Here is an 18,526-nt window from a genome sequence, read left to right as displayed (position 1 = left end):
CACTGAGCCGCCATGGAATTCATTCGAACCCGCATCGAAACCCAGATCATGAGCCTGACCGGTCTGTCTCTGGGCAAACTCGACCTGGAAAACCCCAAGGGTGATCCCGGCCTGTTCGGCCCCGATTCGGTGAGCTGGCAAGTGCATGGCGACTTCAGCAGCATGCTGATCGGCGGCATCAGCGCCCTGATGCTGCAAGCCCTGCATCCACTGGCCCTGGCCGGGGTCTGGGACCATTCGAATTTCCGCGAGGACATGATCGGCAGACTCCGCCGCACCGGACAGTTCATTTCCGGCACCACGTTCGGTTCGCGAAAGGACGCCGACTGGCTGATCGAGAAAGTCCGCACCATCCACCTGCAAGTGACCGGCACGGCACCAGATGGCCGGCCTTACGCCGCCAGCGATCCCGATCTGTTGACCTGGGTGCACGTGGCCGAGGTCAGCAACTTCCTCGCGGCCCATCTGCGTTACCGCAATCCGAACCTGTCCCTGGCTGATCAGGACCGTTACTACGGCGAGATCGCCCTGGTCGCCGAACGCCTCGGCGCCCGTGATGTGCCCCGCTCCCGGCAAGAGATCGCCGATTATCTTGAACGAGTTCGCCCACAACTGCTGTGCGACGAGCGCAGTCGCGAGGTGTTACGGCTGTTGTTGGACGCCCCGTCCCCCAGTCGTTTGGCCAGGCCTTTCGGCAGTTTGATGATGAAGGCGGGGATCGACCTGCTACCGGACTGGGCCAGTGACATGCTGGGCGTCAGCCAGAGCCCGCTGCAACGCAAGCTGATCCGTGCCAGCGTTAATCGCAGCGTGCCAATGCTGCGCTGGGCGGTGCGTAACGGCTCGGTGCACCGGGCCAAACGGCGGATGGGTTTGCTGACCTGAAAACCGCTTAAAAGCTTCGCGAGCAGGCTCGCTCCCACAGGGGATTTTCGGTGATTGCACATTTTGAGTTCGACACAAATCTAATGTGGGAGCGAGCCTGCTCGCGAAGGCAGCACCTCGGTTTGGCGCCAAGCTGTTAAACTCCCGCGCCAAATTCCCTCCTGCAAGGCGCCCAGCATGTCTTCCTTGAATCAGGCGCTGCGCGCCGCCCTCGATCGTCGTCAGGACCTGCTGGCCGAGCTGCATCAGCAAGGCACCGATTGCTATCGCCTATTCCATGGCAGCCAGGAAGGCGCCGGCGGCCTGACGATCGATCGCTACGGCCCTCAATTGCTGGTGCAAAGCTTTCACCAGTCGCTGGAACGAGATGCGCTGCTGCAACTGCACGACACCATCAATCAGCACCTGGGCCTCGAAACGCTGCTGGTCTACAACGATCGCTCCCGGGGCAACTCACGCATCGACCGTGAAGACACTGTCTATCGCGCCGACGAAGCCGCCCTGCAAGACTTGGTCGGTCACGAATGGGGCTTGAATTACCGGGTTCGCGGCCGCCACGCCGGCCAGGACCCGCTGCTGTTCCTCGACCTGCGCAACACGCGCGGCTGGGTCAAGCAGCACAGCAAAAACAAAAGTGTGTTGAACCTGTTCGCCTACACCTGTGGCGTCGGCCTGAGTGCTGCGGCCGGTGGCGCGAGCGAAGTCTGCAACCTCGATTTCGCTGAGGGCAACCTGGCTGTCGGCCGTGAGAACGGCCTGCTCAATCCGCAGTTGCCGACCATGGACTTCATCCAGTCCGACTATTTCCCGGCCATCCGCCAACTGGCGGGCTTGCCGATCAGCCAGCGTCGCGGGCAAAAACTGCCGAGCTATCAACGTCTGGAACAGCGTCAGTACGACCTGGTGCTGCTGGACCCGCCAGCCTGGGCCAAGAGCGCTTTTGGCACCGTCGACCTGCTGCGTGACTATCAGAGCCTGTTGAAGCCGGCACTGCTGACCACCGCCGACAATGGCGTGCTGATCTGCTGCAACAACCTGGCAAAAGTCAGCATGGACGACTGGCGCGAGCAAGTTTTGCGTTGTGCAGAGAAAGCCGGCCGGCCGGTGCGCGAGTGGACAGTGATGAAACCGGGCGGCGATTTTCCGTCAATGGATGAGCAGCCGCCGCTGAAAACGCTGATTCTGCAGCTCTGAGATTCTTCCGAAAAATCAGATAAATCCTATAAAGCATGATCACTTCGGAACCGGAAACGCGTGCCATACTCCAACGCACTCCGATTCAGACAGATGAAGCCGCACATGCCCAAAGGATTGATTCGCGCTATTGGCGCTCTGTTGACCGCTCTAGCCCTCTACAGCCTGCTGGGTTTTCTTGTTTTGCCGGGTATCGCGTTGCGGGTGGCCAATCAACAATTGGCCAGTTACGCAACGACGCCCGCGACGATCCAGCGGATCGAACTCAACCCGTTCAGCCTTGAAGTCACCCTGTGGGGCCTGATCATCGGCGAGCCGGGCAAGGAACAGGTCGGCTTCGAGCGACTGTATGCCAACCTGCAGATCGACAGCCTCTGGACCAAGGCGCTGCACCTGTCCGATATCGAAATCGACAAACCCAAGACCGAAATACTCTTCGGCAAGGACGGCAAGCTCAATCTGCTTGACCTGTTCAAAATCCCCGCCAGTGAACCGACCCCGGCCGACCCGAACGCCAAACCGTTCCCGTTGCGCGTGGAGCGCATCAAACTGGCCGACGGCTATGTGCACTTCCAGGATGCGCGACCTAGCGAGCCCATCGAATTTCTCTACGACAAACTCGACTTCGAGCTGAAAAACCTCAGCACCCTGCCCGAAGACAGTGCCGACATGACCTTGGTGGCTGTCGGCCCGGCGGGTGGCCAGATCGACTGGACCGGCAACTTCAGCCTGATTCCGATTGCCTCCGAAGGTAAGTTGAAGATTACCGACGGCAAGATGAAAGCCTTTTGGCCCTATGTGCGTGACGCTGTGCCACTGGATCTCGAAGACGGCGTCCTCAACCTCAGCACCGATTACAAGCTCAACCTGAGCAAGGAAACCGAACTGCTGATGAGTAACGTCGCCGTCAGCGTCGCCCCCTTCGCCATCAAGGCCCCGGATGGTCGACCACTGGCGAAGCTCGCACGCCTGGACATCAGCGAAACCACGGTGGATCTGGCCAAGCAGCAAGTGGTGGTCGGCAAGATCCGCAGCCAGAAACTGGAAACCTGGGCCGCCCTCGAAGCCGACGGGCAACTCGATTGGCAGAAACTGTTTGCCAGCCAACCGTCCAAAGAAGCCGTCAAAGCCAAGGCCGAACCGGCCAGCACCCCGGCCGCCGCCGATTCACCGAAACCCGACCCGGCGCCACCGAGCAAGCCATGGCAGGTGCTGCTCAAAGACGTGCAACTGCGCGATTACCAGGTGCATCTGGCTGACCGCAAGGCGCAACCCGCCGTGGCGCTGGACATCGGCCCGCTGAACCTGGACCTGCAGAATTTCGACAGCCTCAATGGCTCGCCTTTTAACCTCAAGCTCGATACGGGCGTGGGCAAGCAAGGCAAGCTCACGGCAGACGGCGTGGTCAATCTCGCCCCAATCAGTGCCAGGTTAAAAGTGCAAACCAAGGACATCGACCTGCGCGTCGCCCAGTCCTATATCAACCCGTTCATTCGCCTGGAACTGCGCAGTGGCATGCTCGGCAGTGATCTGGCGGTCGATCTGAAAAGCACCGAGCCGCTGGCGTTCAACGTCACCGGCCGTGCTCAGGTCGATCAACTGCATACCCTCGACACCCTCAAAACCCGCGACTTCCTCAAGTGGCAACAATTGGTGCTTGAAGGCCTGAATTATCAGCACGGCGACAGCCTGTCGATCGACAAGGTCAACCTGTTCCAGCCTTATGCGCGCTTCATGATCAACGATGACCGCACCACTAACATCGATGATCTGCTAATTCCGCAACCGCCCGACTCCGGCGCCAAAAAGGCTGAAGCCAAACCTGCCGGCAAGGAAAAACCGCTGGGCATCCACATTGGCGGCATTGCCATCAACGACGGCTCGGCCAACTTCGCCGACTTCAGCCTGACCCCGAATTTCGCCACGGCCATTCAACAGCTCAATGGGCAAATTGGCACCATCGACAGTCGTCAGGCGAAACCGGCCAGCGTCGATATCAAAGGCAAAGTCGACCGCTATGCGCCAGTTACCATCAAGGGCTCGGTCAACCCGTTCGACCCGATGGCCAGCCTCGACATCGCCACCAGTTTCAAACGTGTTGAACTGACCACGCTCACGCCCTACTCCGGCAAGTTCGCCGGTTACCGCATCCGCAAGGGCCGGCTCAATCTCGACCTGCATTACCTGATCACCAAGGGCCAGCTCAAGGCTGAAAACAAAGTGGTGGTCGAGCAGCTGCAACTGGGTGAGAAAGTCGACAGTCCGGATGCCGTGAGCCTGCCACTGAAACTGGCTATTGCGTTGCTCAAGGACGTCGATGGCAAGATTTCCATCGAGCTGCCGGTGACTGGCGACCTGAACAACCCGCAGTTCAGCATCATGCCGATTGTCTGGCAGACCTTGCGCAACCTGATCGTCAAAGCCGCCGCAGCACCGTTCAAAATGATTGGCGGGCTGGTCAGTGGCGGGGGTTCGGAAGATTTGGGCACTGTCTCGTTTGCACCGGGTTCAAGCGACCTGAGCAAGGAGGCCGAGGGTTCACTGGTCAAACTGTCCCAGGCCCTCAAGGAACGTCCGGCCTTGCGCCTGGAAATCGAAGGCACGGCTGCTGCAAGCAGCGATGGCCCGCTGATCGCCGAGCAACGTCTGGAACGGGAATACCAGTACAACTACTACAAAATGCTCCAGCGTCGCGGTGACAAGGTGCCGGCTCAGGCTTCATTGCTGGAAGTACCGGATAACGAGAAAGGTTCGCTGCTGGAAGGGATCTACCGCACGCGCCTGAAGACGCAGCCTCCCGCCGAGTGGAAGGATCTGGGCAAGGAAGAACGCACGGTAAAAATGCGCGAAGGCGTGATCAAGTTCTGGAGTTCCAGCGACGTTCTCTTACGCCAGCTGGGCCAGGAGCGCGCCAGCAGCATCAAGGACTATCTGGTCGACAAGGGCCAGTTGGCCGATGACCGCGTGTACTTCGTCGACGCCAACCTCGGCGAAGCGGAAAGTGACGGTCGAGTGGTTACGCCGCTGCATCTGGACGCCGAGTGATGCGCGCGAAATGGCTGATGAGCCTGGTTCTGGCGATGGCCGCCTGTCAGGCCTCGGCAGCCGATACCCTGCGCTGCGGCAGTCAATTGGTCAGTGTCGGGGACAGGTCCAGCGAAGTGCTGCAGAAATGCGGTGAACCGGTCAGCCGTGATCTGTTGGGCTACAAGCGCAGCGCTAACCGCCGGGAAGAGTTTCAAGTCGAGGAATGGACCTATGGACCCAACGGCGGGATGTATCAGTACCTGCGTTTTGAAGGTAATCGTTTGAAGCAGATCACCAGCAAGCGCGGCAACTGAGTCACCACAACCCAATGTGGGAGCGAGCCTGCTCGCGATGGCGGATTAACTTTCAACACATCTGTTGGCTGAAAGTCCGCTTTCGCGAGCAGGCTCGCTCCCACAGTTGTTTTAGGTCTCCCAAATAGAACAGGCCCCTGACACGAATGCCCGGGGCCTGTAATGGCCACATCCTTATGGCCTTCGCATGAACTCTCCAGAAGCGGCAGACGTATTGCTCGACCCGTCTGTCGCGCCTTCTCCCAGTCCAGGCGAGAAGTCTTGCCTTACTCGGCTTTCAGGCCGTCAGCTGAGACCGCCTGGACGCCTTTGATTTTCTTGGCGATAGCCACTGCGGTGGCTTTCTGAGCGTCAGTCACCGCAACGGTGGATGACAGGGACACTACGCCTTTGTTGGTTTCGACTTTAATGTCGGTGCCTGGAATGCCTTTTTCAGTCACCAGATCTGCTTTGACTTTGGTAGTGATCCAGGTATCGGAAGTGGATTCTTTAGCCTTAGTCATTTCACCCGCCGCCAGAGTCATCGGGGCTTGGGTGGTGGTGGTCTGTGCAAATGCAGCGTTGGCCATGGTCAGGGTCAGCGCGGTAGCAGTAGCGGCAGCGATAGCGAACTTCTTCATACGAGTAACTCCTGTTTTTCATAAAGTCTGCTGCGTGTCTTGTCAGCAGGGTTACTGGAGATATTGCGAACGCTGTGCCAACTTTGAGACAGACAATAAATCGTTATAAATCAATCAGTTATTAAAACTCCTGATTTTCGAAATCATGCAAATTGCATGAGTTTGAAATTTCCTACATGCAAGTTGCCGTTTTCAGCGTGGGCCTAAGGCCATGAAATGTCGGGGTTTTCCTTTTTTCCTTTGGACTAACAAAAAAATGCCCCGTTTTTTAAACGGGGCATATTTCAAGCGTGGTAGAACAGGCTTTTAATTGGCAACACAGCCGCCTGGGGCATAATCGGCAGCGACCTTGGTCGTACAAGACCAGCCGGTTGTCGGGTCGCGGGTCAGCGTAATGGTCTTGCTGAGAACTGGCGCTGGCGCATTAAGAATCGTGCAACCGATGGTGCCTTTGCCGTCAGAGGCTGTACCCGAAGCAGAGATCGTGCAATTGGTGGTCGTTGCAGTGCCGCCAACTTTGGTCAAATCCGGATTGACCCCCTGATTCAGCACATCTTCAAAATTCACTTTTAAAGCAGAAATCTCAGCAAGCCCGGCCGTAACCTTGGCCCGCGCCTGATACTTCGAATAAGCCGGCAACGCAAACGTCGCCAGAATCCCGATGATCGCCACCACGATCAGCAATTCAATCAGCGTAAAACCTTTTTGAGTATTCATAGACAAGCTCCATGCATGAGTCGAAATCTCATGATCTGAATTAGCCGCAGCACAGCCCGTGCCAATCCGTTAATCCCCTGTTAACGGGGCGCGAGAACAACGCGGCGCTTTTGCCAGCACCCAAGGTCCGCACTATCTGACACTTTTTGTCACCTGAACGCCGCTGGTTTGGTTCCTTCCCTTGACTAGGCTATAAGTCATGAACTGTCTGCGTCCGGTATCCCAATGAATGACATCGCCCTTAGCGGTCTGGCCAAGCAATTGGTCCTGGCCGAGCTGCTCACTGACAAAAGCGCGCAACAGGCGTATCAGCAAGCCCAACGCAACAAAATCTCCCTGGTCAGTTATCTGGTGCAGAACAAACTGGTGAAGAGTCGCCAGGTCGCCGAGATCGCTTCGGAACATTTCGGCATGGCCTTGCTCGACCTCAGCTGTCTGGACAAGGAAACCCAACCCAAGGGTCTGGTCAGCGAGAAGCTGATTCGCCAGCACCACGCCCTGCCCCTCTGGCGGCGCGGCAACAAGTTGTTTGTGGGCGTTTCCGACCCGAGCAATCAGCAAGCCATCAATGACATCCAGTTCAGCACCGGGCTGAATACCGAAGCCATTCTGGTGGAGGACGACAAGCTCACCGATGCCATCGAAAAATTCTTCGATAGCCATAGTACCGGCCTGGAAGACATGGCCGACGTTGACCTCGATGGTGTGGACATCGAGTCGATCGATGACAACAAGCAGGATTCCATTGGCGGACAAGACGCCGACGACGCGCCCGTGGTGCGCTTCGTCCACAAGATGTTGCTCGACGCGATCAAGAGCGGCTCTTCCGATCTGCACTTCGAGCCCTACGAAAAAACCTACCGAGTGCGGATGCGCACCGACGGCATGCTGCGTGAAGTCGCCAAGCCACCGATTCAACTGGCCAACCGCATCGCCTCGCGACTGAAAGTCATGGCCAGCCTCGACATCTCCGAGCGGCGCAAACCCCAGGACGGGCGGATCAAGATGCGCCTGTCCAAGAGCAAGTCCATCGACTTCCGGGTCAATACCCTGCCGACCCTATGGGGCGAGAAAGTGGTGATCCGGATCCTCGACCCGTCCAGCGCTCAAATGGGCATCGACGCCCTCGGCTATGAGCCCGACCAGAAAGAACTGTACATGGCCGCCCTCAAGCAGCCGCAGGGGATGATTCTGGTGACCGGGCCCACCGGGTCGGGCAAGACCGTGTCGCTCTACACCGGGCTGAACATTCTCAACACCGTGGACATCAACATCTCCACCGCCGAAGACCCGGTGGAGATCAACATGGAAGGCATCAACCAGGTCAACGTCAATCCCAAGCAGGGACTGGGCTTTGCCCAGGCGCTGCGCTCGTTCCTGCGACAGGATCCGGACGTGATCATGGTCGGCGAGATCCGCGACCTCGAAACCGCCGAAATCGCCATCAAGGCCGCCCAGACCGGTCACCTGGTGCTGTCGACCCTGCACACCAACAGCGCCGCTGAAACCCTGACACGCCTGCACAACATGGGCATCCAGGGGTTCAACATTGCCACCTCGGTCAGCCTGATCATCGCCCAGCGCCTGGCGCGCAAGCTGTGCAGCCATTGCAAGAAACCCATCGAGATTCCCCGGGAAGCGCTGATCAAGGAAGGCTTCCCCGAGGAACGCATCGGCTCATTCACGATCTATGAGCCAGTCGGTTGCGATCACTGCAACAACGGTTACAAAGGGCGAGTAGGGATTTATGAAGTGGTGAAGAACACCCCGGACCTGCAACGGCTGATCATGGCCGAAGGCAACTCACTGGAAATCGACATCCAGATGCGTAAAGACGGCTTCAACGACCTGCGCACGTCAGGCCTGCTCAAGGCCATGCAAGGCATCACCAGCCTTGAAGAAATCAACCGGGTCACCAAGGACTGAATATGGCGGTCAAAGCAGCAAAAATCAGCGTCTATGCCTGGGAAGGCACAGACCGCAAAGGCACCAAAATGACGGGCGAATTGAGCGGTCAGAATCCGGCGTTGATCAAGGCCCAGTTGCGCAAGCAGGGCATCACCCCCGGCAAGGTACGCAAGAAATCCACCTCGATTTTCAGCCTGGGCAAGCGCATCAAGGCCCAGGACATCGCCCTGTTCACCCGGCAGATGGCAACCATGATGAAAGCCGGGGTACCGCTGTTGCAGTCCTTCGACATCATCGGTGAAGGCTTCGATAACCCGGCCATGCGCACACTGGTTGACGAGGTAAAACAGGACGTCGCGGCGGGTAACAGCTTCGCCGCTTCCCTGCGCAAAAAGCCTCAGTATTTCGATGAGCTGTACTGCAACCTGGTCGATGCCGGCGAGCAGGCCGGTGCCCTCGATACCCTGCTGGATAGAGTGGCGACCTATAAGGAAAAGAGCGAAAGCCTCAAGGCCAAGATCAAGAAAGCCATGACCTACCCACTGGCAGTGGTGTTCGTCGCGATCATTGTGACCGGGATTCTGCTGGTCAAAGTGGTGCCGCAGTTCGAATCGGTGTTCAAAGGGTTTGGCGCCCAATTGCCAGCCTTCACTGTGATGGTCATTGGCCTCTCGCAATTCATGCAGGACTGGTGGTGGGCGATGCTTGGCGTGCTGATCGCGACAATCTTCGGTGTGCGCCGCGCCTTTAAAACGTCGCAAGGCTTTCGGGACCGAATGGACACCTGGCTGCTGAAACTGCCGCTGATTGGCACGCTGATGTACAAGTCCGCCGTGGCCCGTTACGCCCGCACGCTGTCGACTACCTTTGCGGCAGGTGTGCCACTGGTGGAAGCCCTGGATTCGGTGGCCGGCGCTACCGGCAACATCGTGTTCAAGCGCGCGGTGCTGCGCATCAAGCAGGATGTATCCACTGGCATGCAACTGAACTTCTCCATGCGTGCCTCCGGTATCTTTCCGAACATGGCGATCCAGATGACCGCGATTGGCGAAGAGTCCGGCGCACTGGACGATATGCTCGACAAGGTCGCGAGTTTCTATGAGGACGAAGTGGACAACATGGTCGATAACCTCACCAGCCTGATGGAGCCGTTCATCATGGTGGTGCTGGGTGTTATCGTCGGTGGCCTGGTGGTTGCGATGTACCTGCCCATCTTCCAACTCGGCTCAGCGATCTGACATGCCCTTGAACGACATTCTGACCCTCTATCCTTTGGCCTTCGTGATCGCCGCCATGTTGGTCGGTCTGTTGATTGGCAGCTTTCTCAACGTGGTGGTCTGGCGCCTGCCAAAAATGCTTGACCGCGAATGGCGTGAGGAGGCTCGTGAAGTGTTGGGCTTGCCGGGCGAAACACCGCTGCCGACCTTCAACCTGATGCTGCCCCATTCCCAGTGTCCACATTGCGGCCATCGAATCCGCGCCTGGGAAAATATTCCGGTGCTCAGTTATCTGTTCTTACGGGGTCGATGCTCGAACTGCACGGCAGCCATCAGCAAACGCTACCCGCTGACCGAACTGGCCTGCGGTCTGCTCTCGGCGTTCATCGCCTGGCATTTCGGTTTCGGCTGGCAAGCCTGCATGGCGCTGCTCCTGAGCTGGGGGTTGCTGACGATGAGCCTGATCGACGCCGAGCACCAACTGCTGCCGGATGTGCTGGTGCTGCCGCTGATATGGCTGGGCCTGATCATCAACAGCTTCGGACTTTTCGTGTCCTTGCATGAAGCGCTGTGGGGCGCGGTGGCCGGCTATATGGCGCTGTGGTCAGTGTTCTGGCTATTCAAGCTGATCACCGGCAAGGACGGCATGGGCCACGGTGATTTCAAGTTGTTAGCGATGTTCGGCGCCTGGGGTGGCTGGCAGATCTTGCCACTGACCCTCTTGTTATCGTCGATGGTGGGCGCCGTTGTCGGCGTGATTTTGCTGCGTTTGCGCAACGCGAAAACCTCCACGCCGATCCCCTTCGGACCCTTTCTGGCAATTGCCGGCTGGATTGCCTTGCTCTGGGGTGGTCAAATAACCGACTTCTATTGGCAGTTTGTCGGTTTGAAATGAATACCCCTGTGGAAAAACCCTGGATTCTCGGCCTGACCGGCGGCATCGGCAGCGGCAAAAGCGCGGCTGCCCAGCACTTCATCGACCTGGGCGTACACGTTGTGGACGCCGATCACGCGGCGCGTTGGGTGGTAGAGCCGGGGCGCCCGGCGCTGGCCAGGATCGCCGAACACTTCGGTCCCGGCGTATTGCAAGCCGACGGGCAGCTGGATCGCGCGGCGTTGCGCAAACTGATCTTCGAAGTGCCAGAGGAACGCCGCTGGCTCGAAGCGTTGTTGCATCCGCTGATCGCCAAGGAAATCGCCGATCATCTGGCCAAGGCACAATCGTCTTACGCGATTCTGGTTTCGCCGCTGCTGATCGAGTCCGGGCAGTACGCCATGACCCAACGGGTTCTGGTGATCGATGCCCCGGAACAACTACAGATCGAGCGCACCCTGCAGCGTGACCAGACCAGCGAGCAACAGGTCCAGGCGATCCTCAAGGCCCAGTCCAGCCGACAGGACCGCGTGAGCCATGCCGACGATGTGGTGGTCAACGACCGCGACCTCGCCTGGCTGCACAGCGAGGTCGAACGCCTGCATCACTTTTACCTTACTTTGCGTGGAGGCCAGTCATGAGCCAAACCCCAACCGTCGATTGCCCAACCTGCGGCGCCCCTGTTGAATGGAGCCCAGAAAACAAATTCCGGCCATTCTGTTCGGACCGTTGCAAGCTGATTGACCTGGGCGCCTGGGCGTCGGAAGAACACAAGATTCCGGTCAGCCCGGATGCCGAAGACGACCTGTTCAGCGAAGACTTCGAGCCGCGTCACTGATCTTCAAGGCCGCATAAAACCGTAGTCCTGGCTGTCATCGAGGTTTTCCGCAAGAAAACGCAACTCATCGGCCAGGTCTTCGGCGCTGCGCACTGCCTTGCTCTGTTGCACCACTGCACTGAGCAAGGCACGCAGGCTCAACCCCGGATCAAAACCCACTTCCTGCGCCACATCCAGACTTTGACGCAACTCCTGCCTTGCCCATTCGTAGACACTCATTTCGATGCTCCTGAAGGTTTTCCAAAGCATGGATTCGTGAGTGATTTTTGCCTTTGATGTGGATCAAGATTTGGGATCGTCGTCTTTCCAGGGTGCCGAAAGGTAGCGCGTGCGATTGAACGTCTCCAGCCACTCGGGGCAAAACACCACCAGTGCACTGACCACCATGCCGTTGATGAACGCTTCCGGAAAAATCAGCAGCCACAAATAACCGACAAAATCTTCCAGCCAATAGGGCATGGCAAAACGTTCGTTGAACCACAGCAGCCACAGTGCCAACACCAGGCACAGCAATGCCGACAGCGCCGCAGCAAAGAAACCGGAAACGAAGATATACACAAAGGGATTACGCGGCTGCTTTCGCTCCACCAGGATGGCGCAGCATTCGGTGACCAGTACCGGCAGCAGAATCAGCAGCGCGCCGTTGACCCCCATCGCCGCCAGATCCTGCCGCCCGAGCAGCACCAGGCCGAATTGCGCCACCAGCGCGCCGACGATCGCCAGTGGCCAATCCAGCAGTAAGGTCACTGCCGTCATACCGATGAAGTGATACGACACGCCGGTATCGAAATCCCGTCGCACCAGCCAGAGCATGAACAGCGCGAACACCGTGCCGAACAACAGATGCTGGCGGCGACTGTCACTGAACAGTTCGACCCACGGTGCTCGCGCAACGGCCCAGATCAGCACCGGCACATAGATCAACCACCCCGCCGTGAGGGTTTCAGGTGACAGCAACTCGGCGCCGATCATGGCTGGGCACACTCCTTTTTCTTGCCGAAAGAGAACAGGCCCTCAGTCTACACCGCCCTTCGCACGCCCTTCGACTTCAGGCCCAATGCCGTGGATCGTTCACCACCGTCTCGTGTTCAGCGAATAGCTTGGGTAATTCGGCCTTGAGAAAGTCCACCCAGGTCCGGACCTTGGCATCAAGAAAACGCCGCGACGGGTACACCGCATACACGTTGCGCTCACGAGGGCGCCAGGCCGGCAGCAAACGCAACAAGGTGCCATCGCTCAAGGGGCGCGTCGCGGTATAGAACGGAATCAGGCTGATCCCCATGCCGGATTCCGACGCCTTGACCATCGACTCGGCGACGTTGCATTGAAAGGTCCTGGCCGGGCTGACGGCGTGCTCGCCCTCTTCGTCCCGGAACACCCATTCATCGCTGTACAACGGGTCGAGCATACGCAGGCACTGATGATCGTTCAGTGCCATCGGTGTGTGCGGCACGCCATGCCGTTGCAGGTACTCCGGGGAGGCGCAGGGCACGCTATAAATCTGCCCGATGGACTGGGCGACCAATTGCGAATCGGCCAGTTCATGGGCAATTGAAATCACCACATCGTGCCCTTCCTCCAGCGGATCGGGATTGCGCTGCGACAGCGTCAGCTCGAACACCACATCGGGATAAAGCTCGCTGTAACGGGCGATCAATGGCGTGATCAGCACGCCCAGGGCGTTCATGCTGTGAACCCGCAGCCGTCCACTCGGTTTGAGATGGGCGCCGCGGGCCTCTGCCGTTGCCACCTCCATTTCTTCGAGTATTTGCCGACTGCGCACCAAAAAGCGTTCACCGGCCTCGGTCAGGCTCAGTCGCCGCGTGGTGCGTTGCAGCAAGCGTGCTTGCACGTGCTGCTCCAGATCGGCCACCAGTCGCGACACTTGCGCGGTCGACAGGTCCAGCGCATCGGCGGCGGCGGTAAAACTTGCGCAGTCCACCACGCGGACGAACACCCGCAAGTTATTGAGCAGATCCATAAGCCCTCCAGGGGCGGTGACTGTTACGTTTCATGTAAGGCTGCATCAGACGCTGGCCCCTTTATCCGTCGCGGGCAAAGACTAGAATTCAGGTATCGGAATCAACACGGAGCACGGAAAAATGAAAACCCTGATCAGCCTGTTTCTGACCGTTGTCGCCACCTCGGCCATGGCCGCCGGCAACGAACCCGCCGGTACCTACAACCCGGCACAGCCGCTGGACATCGCCAAGGTCGTTTCAGTGTCGAACACCGCGACCGCCTGCGGGGTTGTGCCGGCGGCCATGGAGTATGTCGATCATCAAGGTCAGACCCATCGCGTGACGTACGAGGTCATGGGTGATTGCACGAGTAATCTGTAATCACTGGCAAACCGCACGACTCACACGATCATTCGTTTCGCCTGCAAGGCCAGATCATGCAGGCCGGCCAAGCGCGCCATGATGCGTTCGACCACCTCGACCCTGGCCACCGCACCGCTTTGCAGTTCGCCCATCGAGTGCAGGGCTACGCCGGCCTTTTCCAGGCCCAGACGTGTAGAGCCGGACAACTGCTGAAGACCTTGGCGTGCCTGTTCAGCGGACTGCTCCAGCCCCGTAGCGATTTGCCGGATCTGCGCACTGGAGTCCGCAGCCTGACGCGAGAGATTGCGCACCTCATCGGCCACCACCGCAAACCCGCGGCCATGGCTGCCCGCCCTCGCCGCCTCAATGGCTGCGTTCAACGCCAACAGGTTGGTCTGACGGGAAATGTTCTGGATGCTGCCGACAATCGCGCCGATGCGCATCGACTGACTGCCGAGCTCGTCGAACACTTGATCCAGACGCTGCATGTAGAGGTTCAGATCTTCCAGCACACCGGCCGAAGACTGCATGCTCAGCGCACTCGCCTTCACCCGTTCACCTGCCGTGCGCGCCAGTTGATTGGCAAAGCGCATGTCTTCCTCGGTTTGCAGCACGGACTCGGTCAATTGCTCCAGCGTGACCTGCAAGCCGATTTTGTGCGGTGGCTGTTCTTTTTCAGGGTTCATAGCAGCGTCCATGTGTAGCTGAGGATCAGGCGGTTTTCGTCGATATCACTGCGGTAGTTGGAGCGAGCCATCGCGTTGCGCACGCGGATCCCGAGGCCTTTGAGGCTGCCGCTCTGCAGCACATAGCCAATGTCCAGGTCACGCTCGCGGTCCTTGCCCTCGAACCCTTTGCCGGTATCGACATTGCTGCCGGTGATGTAGCGCACGGTGCTGGTCAGGCCCGGCACGCCAAGGGCCGCAAAATCGTAGTCGTAACGCGCCTGCCAGGAGCGCTCATCGGTGTAGGCGAACTCGTAGGTCGGCACCTCGTTACCCAGTGGGCTGATGTTGGCAAACACTCGCGGGAAGGCGCTGTCGCCGAACATGCCCTGATAGCCGACATAGAACGTGTGGCCGCCACGCTTGGCCGACAGCAAGGAGAAGAACGCCCGGTTGTCGATGTTGCCCAGCAATTTTTTGCCGTCTTCGCGCGAATCGTAATACCCAAGGTTGGCGCCCAGGATCCAGTCACCTAGTGGCTCGCTGTGTTTGAGGCCGAGAAAACGCTGGTTGTAGATATCTTCCAGTTGCCCGAACCAGGCGCTGACCGAGCTGCGTTTATCGTTGAAGGCGTAATCGGCGCCGGCAAAGTTGAAACCATCACTGCTGACCTGACGCTGCGGTACATGACCGAGCATGGCTTGCATCTTTTCGTCGCCAGCCTCGTTGCGCAGGCTGGTTGAACTCAAGTGGCCGCCCTGCACAGTCAGGCCATTGATCTCGTTCGAGCTGATACTTGCACCCTGATAACTGGGCGGCAGCAATCGGATATCACTGAAGGCCAGCACTGGCACGTTGGGTTGCAACTCGCCCACCTTCAGTTCGGTTTTGGAGACGCGCACCTTCAACGCGCCTTCCAGTCGGCTGTAATCATTCGCCGCGCGCCCGTCAGATTGCACCGGCAGCAAACCGGTATTGACCCGGTCCGGGCTGCTGTCGAGTTTGAGGCCGAGCAGGCCGATGACATCCACACCAAAACCGACGGGGCCCTGGGTGTAACCGGATTTGACGTTGAGGATGAAGCCCTGCGCCCACTCTTCAGCCTTCGACTGTTGGTTGGCCCCGACGATGTCGGAAAAGTCCCGGCTGAAATAGTAATTGCGTGCTTGCAAGGTGGCGGTGGTGTCTTCGATGAAGCCGCCCTCGGCCGCCATCGCACCGGCGGAGAAACTCGAGACGACAGCCATGGACAACACGGAACCGGTTGCTGGAAGAATCTGTTTCATCGTTTTTCTCTTATTTTTATTGATCGACAGGTTGAAGTGCTTCAGCCGCCGCGGACTCGCGGCGGGGAACGGGACGACGGGCGTTTAACAACAAGTGCGTGACCATGCCGAAAATCAGCCCCCAAAAGGCGGCGGACAAACCCAACAACGACATGCCCGACGCGGTGGTCAGAAAGGTCACCAACGCGGCTTCGCGATCACCCGGCACGGCCATTGCGCCAGCCAATGCCCCGGCAATCGCAGCAAACAGCGCCAGCCCGGCCAAGGCCGCGATCAGCTCTTTGGGGAACGCCGAAAACAGTGAAACCAGGGTGGCGCCGAAGATCCCCAGCACCAGGTAACACAGCCCGCCCACAACCCCGGCCACATAGCGCTTGCCGGGATTTTCATGAGCCTCGCGCCCGGTACAAATCGCCGCGGTGATGGCTGCCAGATTCAGCCCATGGCAACCGAACGGCGCCAACAGCGCCGTACCCACCGCACTGCTGGCGATGATCGGGCCGGCCGGCGTTGGGTAACCGCTGGCGCGCAGCACCGCCATGCCGGGAACGAACTGGCCGGTCAGCGCCACCATCACCAGCGGCAAGGCGATATTCAGGGTCGCGCTCAGGCTGAACGCGGGCGTGATCCACACCGGCGTGGCCAACCCGATCAGCAACGCCTCGCTGTGCAAATCACCGGCGAGAAAAGCCATCGAGCAGCCCACCAGCAGCACCATCAACACCGCATACCGCGGCATCAGCCGTTTGCAGATCAGGTACGTGGCGAACATCGCCAGCACCAGCAACGGCTTGCCCTGCAACGAGACGAATAAGCCAGTGCCGAAGCTGAACAAAATTCCCGCCAGCATCGCTGCCGCAATCGCCGCGGGCAGTTTGCCGATGATCCGGTCAAACGCCCCCGAGACCCCGACCAGAAAGATAATCAGGCTGCTGACCAAGTAAGCACCCACCGCCTCCGGCATGGAGATCCCCGGCAACAGCGCCACCAGCAACGCCGACCCCGGCGCCGACCACGCGATGATCACCGGGACGCGGTAACGCAGGCTCAGACCGATGCCGAGCACGGCGCTGCCGATGGAAATCGCCCAGATCCAGGACGACAACACCTCCCGCGAGAGGTGCGCGGTCTCGGCGGCCTGGAAGATGATCACCAACGGGCCTGCATAGGAAATCACCGTGGCGATAAATCCGGCGACGGCCGCAGACAGGGAAAAGTCCCGGACTAACGCTCTCATGAAACGTCGCCAACAGCCCCGTCGGGCGAACTGTGGCGCAGGCCCGACAGCGCTTGTCTAGCACTGCGCCGACTGCTGATGGCGAACACGGTCATGGCAATCGCGGCCACCGCACCGGGCAAGGCAAAGGCCATGAAGTTCAGTTGCAGCGGCAGGCTAATCCCGAGCAACGCACCGCCCAGCAGCGGTCCGACGATGGCACCATTGCGCCCGATACCTGACGCCCAGCCCAAACCGGTGGAGCGAATGGTCATGGAGTAGAACTGCGCGGCGCAGGCGTACAACAGAATCTGCGAGCCGATGGTGGTGGCGCCGGCGATGGCGATCAGCAGGTACAACAGCGGCATCGGGCTGTTGAAGCCCAGCAAGGTGATCGACACCGCAGCCACGGCGAAGAACACCGCCAACACCCGCGGCAGGTTGAGCTTGTCACCCAGCACGCCGCCGCCGACCGCGCCGAAAATGGCACCGAAGTTGAGCACCAGCAGGAACGACAGACTCGAGCCCAGGCTGTAACCGGCGTTGGCCATCAGTTTTGGCAGCCAGGAACTCAAGGCGTAGACCATCAGCAAGCAGCAGAAAAACGCCAGCCACAACATCAGCGTGCGCAGCGCACGACCTTCGCGAAACAGTTGCAACACCGGGGTGCCAGTGCCCTTCACTTCGCTCATGTGCAGCTGATCGCTGGTTTGCGCGACGTACGCCGGGTCAATCCGCTGCAGGATGTTGCGCGCCTCTTCATTGCGCCCCTGGCGCAGCATGAAACCCACCGACTCGGGCAGGAAGTACATGATCAACGGCAACAACAGCAACGGCAGCACGGCCACGTAAAACACCGATTGCCAGCCAAAACTCGGGATCAGCACGATACCGAGCCCCGCCGAGAGCATGCCGCCCACCGAGTAGCCGCTGAACATGATCGCTACCAGCGTGCTGCGGATTTTCTTTGGCGCGTACTCGTTCATCAGCGCCACGACGTTGGGCATCACCCCGCCAATGCCAAGCCCGGCAATGAACCGGCAGAGGCCAAACTCGGTAGGGTTGCGGGCAAAACCATTGAGCACGGTAAAACCGCTAAACAGCATCACGCAGATCGTGATGGCTTTTTTGCGGCCGATTTTGTCCGACAGCGGGCCGAAAAACAGCGCGCCGAACATCATCCCGAACAGTGCATAACTGCCCAGTGCGCCCGCTTGCAAGGGACTGAGCCCCCACTCTTTCATCAGCATCGGCAGCACCACGCCGTAGATCACCAAATCGTAACCGTCGAAAATGATGATCAGGGCGCACCAGAACAGCACCATCCAGTGGAAGCGGTTGAATCGTGCGTTGTCGATAACCTCATGTACGTCGATCTTGCGCATGGCATTTATCTCTTGTTGTTATTTTTTTAAGAGCGTCGGCAACACGGCTAACGTCC

General features: G+C 59.0%; 19 protein-coding genes. 10 read left to right on the top strand and 9 right to left on the bottom strand.

Going from position 1 to position 18,526, the window contains the following annotated elements; genetic code table 11:
• Nucleotides 1–12: 12 nt before the first annotated feature.
• The 4 genes from JFU47_RS21805 to JFU47_RS21790 all read left to right on the top strand — a co-directional run bounded on the left by JFU47_RS21805 (nucleotide 13) and on the right by JFU47_RS21790 (nucleotide 5,420).
• On the top strand, nucleotides 13–885 hold the full coding sequence (locus JFU47_RS21805; RefSeq protein ID WP_201185592.1) for an oxygenase MpaB family protein: 873 nt from the start codon (nucleotides 13–15) through the stop codon (nucleotides 883–885).
• Nucleotides 886–1,062: 177 nt separating this feature from the next.
• A complete protein-coding gene (locus JFU47_RS21800) occupies nucleotides 1,063–2,079 on the top strand; it encodes a class I SAM-dependent rRNA methyltransferase (RefSeq protein WP_140893779.1) in 1,017 nt (338 codons plus the stop codon).
• A 105-nt stretch (nucleotides 2,080–2,184) separates the two neighbouring features.
• Nucleotides 2,185–5,124: a DUF748 domain-containing protein gene (locus JFU47_RS21795; protein WP_201185590.1), complete on the top strand. Its 2,940-nt coding sequence runs from the start codon at nucleotides 2,185–2,187 to the stop codon at nucleotides 5,122–5,124.
• Nucleotides 5,124–5,420, top strand: a complete 297-nt coding sequence (locus JFU47_RS21790; RefSeq protein WP_201185588.1) for a DUF2845 domain-containing protein — start codon at nucleotides 5,124–5,126, stop codon at nucleotides 5,418–5,420. Before JFU47_RS21795 ends, JFU47_RS21790 begins: the two co-directional genes overlap by 1 nt.
• 266 nt (nucleotides 5,421–5,686) lie before the next feature.
• On the opposite strand, the gene JFU47_RS21785 is transcribed toward JFU47_RS21790, so the two are convergent.
• Together JFU47_RS21785 and JFU47_RS21780 are read right to left on the bottom strand one after the other, a co-directional pair.
• Nucleotides 5,687–6,040, bottom strand: a complete 354-nt coding sequence (locus tag JFU47_RS21785; RefSeq protein ID WP_201185586.1) for a BON domain-containing protein — start codon at nucleotides 6,038–6,040, stop codon at nucleotides 5,687–5,689.
• Nucleotides 6,041–6,346: 306 nt separating this feature from the next.
• A complete protein-coding gene (locus JFU47_RS21780; RefSeq protein WP_201185584.1) occupies nucleotides 6,347–6,757 on the bottom strand; it encodes a pilin in 411 nt (136 codons plus the stop codon).
• 225 nt (nucleotides 6,758–6,982) lie between these two features.
• Here JFU47_RS21780 and pilB point away from each other — a divergent pair, with 225 nt between their 5' ends.
• From pilB to yacG, 5 genes are read left to right on the top strand one after another with little or no spacing between them, the layout of a single operon-like run.
• Entirely contained in the window at nucleotides 6,983–8,683 is a 1,701-nt protein-coding gene (gene pilB, locus JFU47_RS21775; RefSeq protein WP_201185577.1) for a type IV-A pilus assembly ATPase PilB, read from the top strand.
• Between the two features lie 2 nt (nucleotides 8,684–8,685).
• The gene (locus JFU47_RS21770; RefSeq protein ID WP_201185575.1) at nucleotides 8,686–9,903 is read left to right on the top strand and encodes a type II secretion system F family protein; all 1,218 of its coding nucleotides are present in this window, start codon (nucleotides 8,686–8,688) and stop codon (nucleotides 9,901–9,903) included.
• A 1-nt stretch (nucleotide 9,904) separates the two neighbouring features.
• Nucleotides 9,905–10,777 carry a prepilin peptidase gene (locus JFU47_RS21765; RefSeq protein ID WP_201185573.1) on the top strand — a complete coding sequence of 291 codons (873 nt, stop codon included), beginning with the start codon at nucleotides 9,905–9,907 and terminating at the stop codon, nucleotides 10,775–10,777.
• The gene (coaE, locus tag JFU47_RS21760) at nucleotides 10,774–11,397 is read left to right on the top strand and encodes a dephospho-CoA kinase (protein ID WP_201185571.1); all 624 of its coding nucleotides are present in this window, start codon (nucleotides 10,774–10,776) and stop codon (nucleotides 11,395–11,397) included. Before JFU47_RS21765 ends, coaE begins: the two co-directional genes overlap by 4 nt.
• Entirely contained in the window at nucleotides 11,394–11,594 is a 201-nt protein-coding gene (gene yacG / locus JFU47_RS21755) for a DNA gyrase inhibitor YacG (protein ID WP_140681081.1), read from the top strand. Before coaE ends, yacG begins: the two co-directional genes overlap by 4 nt.
• A 3-nt stretch (nucleotides 11,595–11,597) precedes the next feature.
• On the opposite strand, the gene JFU47_RS21750 is transcribed toward yacG, so the two are convergent.
• The 3 genes from JFU47_RS21750 to JFU47_RS21740 form a co-directional block, all read right to left on the bottom strand.
• Nucleotides 11,598–11,813 (bottom strand): hypothetical protein, encoded by a 216-nt coding sequence (locus tag JFU47_RS21750; RefSeq protein WP_140681079.1) that lies wholly within the window; start codon nucleotides 11,811–11,813, stop codon nucleotides 11,598–11,600.
• Between the two features lie 63 nt (nucleotides 11,814–11,876).
• The gene (locus JFU47_RS21745) at nucleotides 11,877–12,566 is read right to left on the bottom strand and encodes an energy-coupling factor ABC transporter permease (RefSeq protein WP_201185569.1); all 690 of its coding nucleotides are present in this window, start codon (nucleotides 12,564–12,566) and stop codon (nucleotides 11,877–11,879) included.
• Nucleotides 12,567–12,642: 76 nt separating this feature from the next.
• Complete coding sequence (locus JFU47_RS21740; RefSeq protein WP_201185559.1) at nucleotides 12,643–13,575, bottom strand: LysR family transcriptional regulator; 933 nt, start codon at nucleotides 13,573–13,575, stop codon at nucleotides 12,643–12,645.
• A gap of 121 nt (nucleotides 13,576–13,696) precedes the next feature.
• Between JFU47_RS21740 and JFU47_RS21735 the strand changes: the two genes are divergently transcribed.
• On the top strand, nucleotides 13,697–13,936 hold the full coding sequence (locus JFU47_RS21735) for a DUF2790 domain-containing protein (RefSeq protein WP_201185556.1): 240 nt from the start codon (nucleotides 13,697–13,699) through the stop codon (nucleotides 13,934–13,936).
• Between the two features lie 20 nt (nucleotides 13,937–13,956).
• On the opposite strand, the gene JFU47_RS21730 is transcribed toward JFU47_RS21735, so the two are convergent.
• From JFU47_RS21730 to JFU47_RS21715, 4 genes are all read right to left on the bottom strand, one after another.
• On the bottom strand, nucleotides 13,957–14,406 hold the full coding sequence (locus JFU47_RS21730; protein ID WP_446739646.1) for a methyl-accepting chemotaxis protein: 450 nt from the start codon (nucleotides 14,404–14,406) through the stop codon (nucleotides 13,957–13,959).
• 194 nt (nucleotides 14,407–14,600) lie between these two features.
• Nucleotides 14,601–15,869 carry an OprD family porin gene (locus tag JFU47_RS21725; protein WP_201185552.1) on the bottom strand — a complete coding sequence of 423 codons (1,269 nt, stop codon included), beginning with the start codon at nucleotides 15,867–15,869 and terminating at the stop codon, nucleotides 14,601–14,603.
• A 16-nt stretch (nucleotides 15,870–15,885) separates the two neighbouring features.
• On the bottom strand, nucleotides 15,886–17,106 hold the full coding sequence (locus tag JFU47_RS21720; RefSeq protein WP_201185550.1) for a benzoate/H(+) symporter BenE family transporter: 1,221 nt from the start codon (nucleotides 17,104–17,106) through the stop codon (nucleotides 15,886–15,888).
• Entirely contained in the window at nucleotides 17,103–18,470 is a 1,368-nt protein-coding gene (locus tag JFU47_RS21715; RefSeq protein ID WP_201185548.1) for an aromatic acid/H+ symport family MFS transporter, read from the bottom strand. Before JFU47_RS21715 ends, JFU47_RS21720 begins: the two co-directional genes overlap by 4 nt.
• Nucleotides 18,471–18,526: the final 56 nt, after the last annotated feature.

It is taken from the genome of Pseudomonas sp. TH39(2020) (assembly GCF_016650715.1).
Classification (GTDB): Bacteria; Pseudomonadota; Gammaproteobacteria; order Pseudomonadales; family Pseudomonadaceae; genus Aquipseudomonas; species Aquipseudomonas mandelii_C.
Note: the sequence above shows the minus strand (reverse complement) of the source record. Positions and strands in the feature narration are given on the sequence as shown.